2 protein-coding genes are annotated in these 2,463 nt (G+C 45.8%); both read left to right on the top strand.

Features of this window, described 5'->3' with window-relative positions; translation table 11 throughout:
* Window positions 1-2,344, top strand: a 2,344-nt coding sequence (locus AB4653_RS27585; RefSeq protein WP_372105835.1) for a heavy metal translocating P-type ATPase, incomplete at its 5' end; no start/stop codon positions are given.
* A partial coding sequence (ccoS, locus tag AB4653_RS27580; RefSeq protein ID WP_372105836.1) for a cbb3-type cytochrome oxidase assembly protein CcoS occupies window positions 2,344-2,463 on the top strand: 120 nt, incomplete at its 3' end. The genes AB4653_RS27585 and ccoS, both read left to right, overlap by 1 nt.

Genomic DNA, 2,463 nt, shown 5'->3' with positions numbered 1-2,463 from the left:
AGATGTACCAGCGGAAACGGATTTTAAAGTAGAAATTTTAGGATCGGTTCGTCCTATGTGTTGTCCGGGTTGCGAAACCGTAGCCCAGACAATCATAGATAGCGGTTTGGTCTCTTATTACCAATACCGTACTGCTCCGGCTGAAAAAGCCGATCTGGTGCCAGAGCAACTTCTGGCTCTCAGTCACTATGACAATGAAGATGTTCAATTGGAGTTCGTCCGTAACTCCGAAAACGTCTCTGAGGTGACATTGTCACTAGATGGTGTCTCTTGTGCGGCTTGTGCTTGGCTTATTGAGAAGCAAGTTTCTTCAAAGCTTGGCGTTGTGAGTATTCGTGTTAATACCACGACCAACCGCGCTTTGCTTAGTTGGGACAACACTCAGGCTAAACTAAGCGAGTTGCTATCCGCGATTCATAGGTTGGGCTACAAAGCTGCACCATTCGAGGCTGACCAACAAGAAGCCGCTTATCATCGTTCGATGAAAAACTACCTTTATCGTCTTGGTGTCGCGGGTTTAGCGACTATGCAAGTTATGATGCTAGCGGTGGCGCTTTATCTCGAAGTTTTTGGCAGCCTTGAGCCGGAATTCAAAAGCTACTTTCGTTGGGTGAGTTTGATCTTCGCAACGCCTGTACTGCTCTACTCAGCATTACCGTTCTATATTAACGCTTGGCGTAGTATTAAAGGCCGAACCTTGGGCATGGATGTTCCTGTGTCGATCGCTCTATTGTTTGCCTATGTTGCGAGTTTAGTGGCAACGGTGACAGAGCAAGGCGAAGTGTTCTTTGAATCTATCTCGATGTTCACCTTCTTCCTATTACTGGGGCGTTTCCTTGAGATGCGCGCGCGTCGTAAAGCGGCAGCAGCTAGTGGTAACCTGCTTAAGCTAGTTCCAGCTATGGCGACAACATTAGACGGTGAACAAGTTCCAGTTAAAACATTGAAAGTCGGCGACCAGATTCGCGTTCTTCCTGGTGAGCATATTCCTGCGGATGGCAAAGTATTATCTGGCAGAATTCACATTGATGAATCCATGCTGACTGGTGAGTCAATTCATGTGGTTAAGAACGAAGACGATACCGTCTTTGCTGGTACATTGAATGGTGATGAATCGTTTGAATTGGAAGTGATGACGTCTAAAGCGGATTCCGTGATTTCCAATATCGTTCGCCTTCAGGATGAAGCGCAACTGTCTAAGCCTCGCATCGCAGAGATTGCCGATGTGGTTGCTCGATACTTTGTTGCTGTGATTCTGGTTATCTCGTTCGGCACTTGGTTTTACTGGCACCAAACACGTCCAGAAGATGCTTTCTGGATTATGCTCTCGGTACTTGTTGCGACATGTCCTTGTGCTCTATCGCTTGCAACACCGACAGCCATCACCTGCTCAACTTCTCGTATGGGTAATTTCGGTATCTTGCTGCGCAAAGGCCATGTGTTTGAAACTTTGTGCAAAGTGAATCACTTGATCATAGATAAAACAGGCACGTTGACCGAGGGTGATATTCGTATCAGCCAAGTTGAAACCTTCGCAGAACTTGATAAAGACACCTGTTTGAAAGTAGCGGCGAGCCTAGAGCAACATGCTAACCACCCTATCGCGAAAGCGTTCAAGACTCATCTTTCTGATGATATCGAAGTAGAGTCTGTCAATAACGTAATTGGCTCTGGTATCACTGGTGAGTGGAATGGACAAGAAGTCGCTATCGGCAGCAGTGAATTCATTCTTGGTGATGCACAAACATCGGAAAGCAATGGTATTTACTTGTCGATGTCTGGTCGACATACCGCAACATTCACTTATGAAGACCCGATTCGTAAAGAAAGTATTGAGTTCATTAAGCAATTCAAAGAAGCGGGAATCAAAACCACGCTGCTGACTGGCGATTCTTTGATTAACGCGAAACCTGTTGCTGAAGAGATCGGCATTACTGACATTGTTGCTAACGCGAAGCCGGAAGATAAACTGGCTTATTTAAACTCTAGAGACGCTAGTGACATCACCATGATGGTTGGTGACGGTATTAACGATGCGCCTATTCTGGCGGGTGCTCACCTTTCTGTCGCAATGGGCGGCGGTACCGACGTGGCGAAAGCCTCAGCGGATATGGTGTTATTGGGTGACAAACTCGATAGATTACTTAAATCACGAACATTAGCGCTTAAAACGCGTAAGATAATCCGTGAAAACTTAGCGTGGTCGTTGGGGTATAACTTAGTTATTCTTCCATTGGCTGTTGCTGGTTTGGTTGCTCCATACATTGCCGTTGTTGGCATGTCTGCTAGCTCTATTATTGTTGTGTCTAACTCGTTAAGGCTTTTAAAAGAGCAAGGTAAATAATGGAAAGTTTATACATACTTATTCCAATTGCGATCGTACTTGTGTGCATCGCTGTCGGTATATTTCTGTGGGCAGTTAAGAGTGAGCAGTTTGAAGACCTTGAGCGTCAAGGCCACAAC

The sequence above is a fragment of the Vibrio sp. 10N.222.48.A3 genome, from assembly GCF_041475345.1.
GTDB classification, from domain to species: domain Bacteria; phylum Pseudomonadota; class Gammaproteobacteria; order Enterobacterales; family Vibrionaceae; genus Vibrio; species Vibrio tasmaniensis_A.
This window is presented reverse-complemented; position numbering and strand designations above follow the sequence as displayed.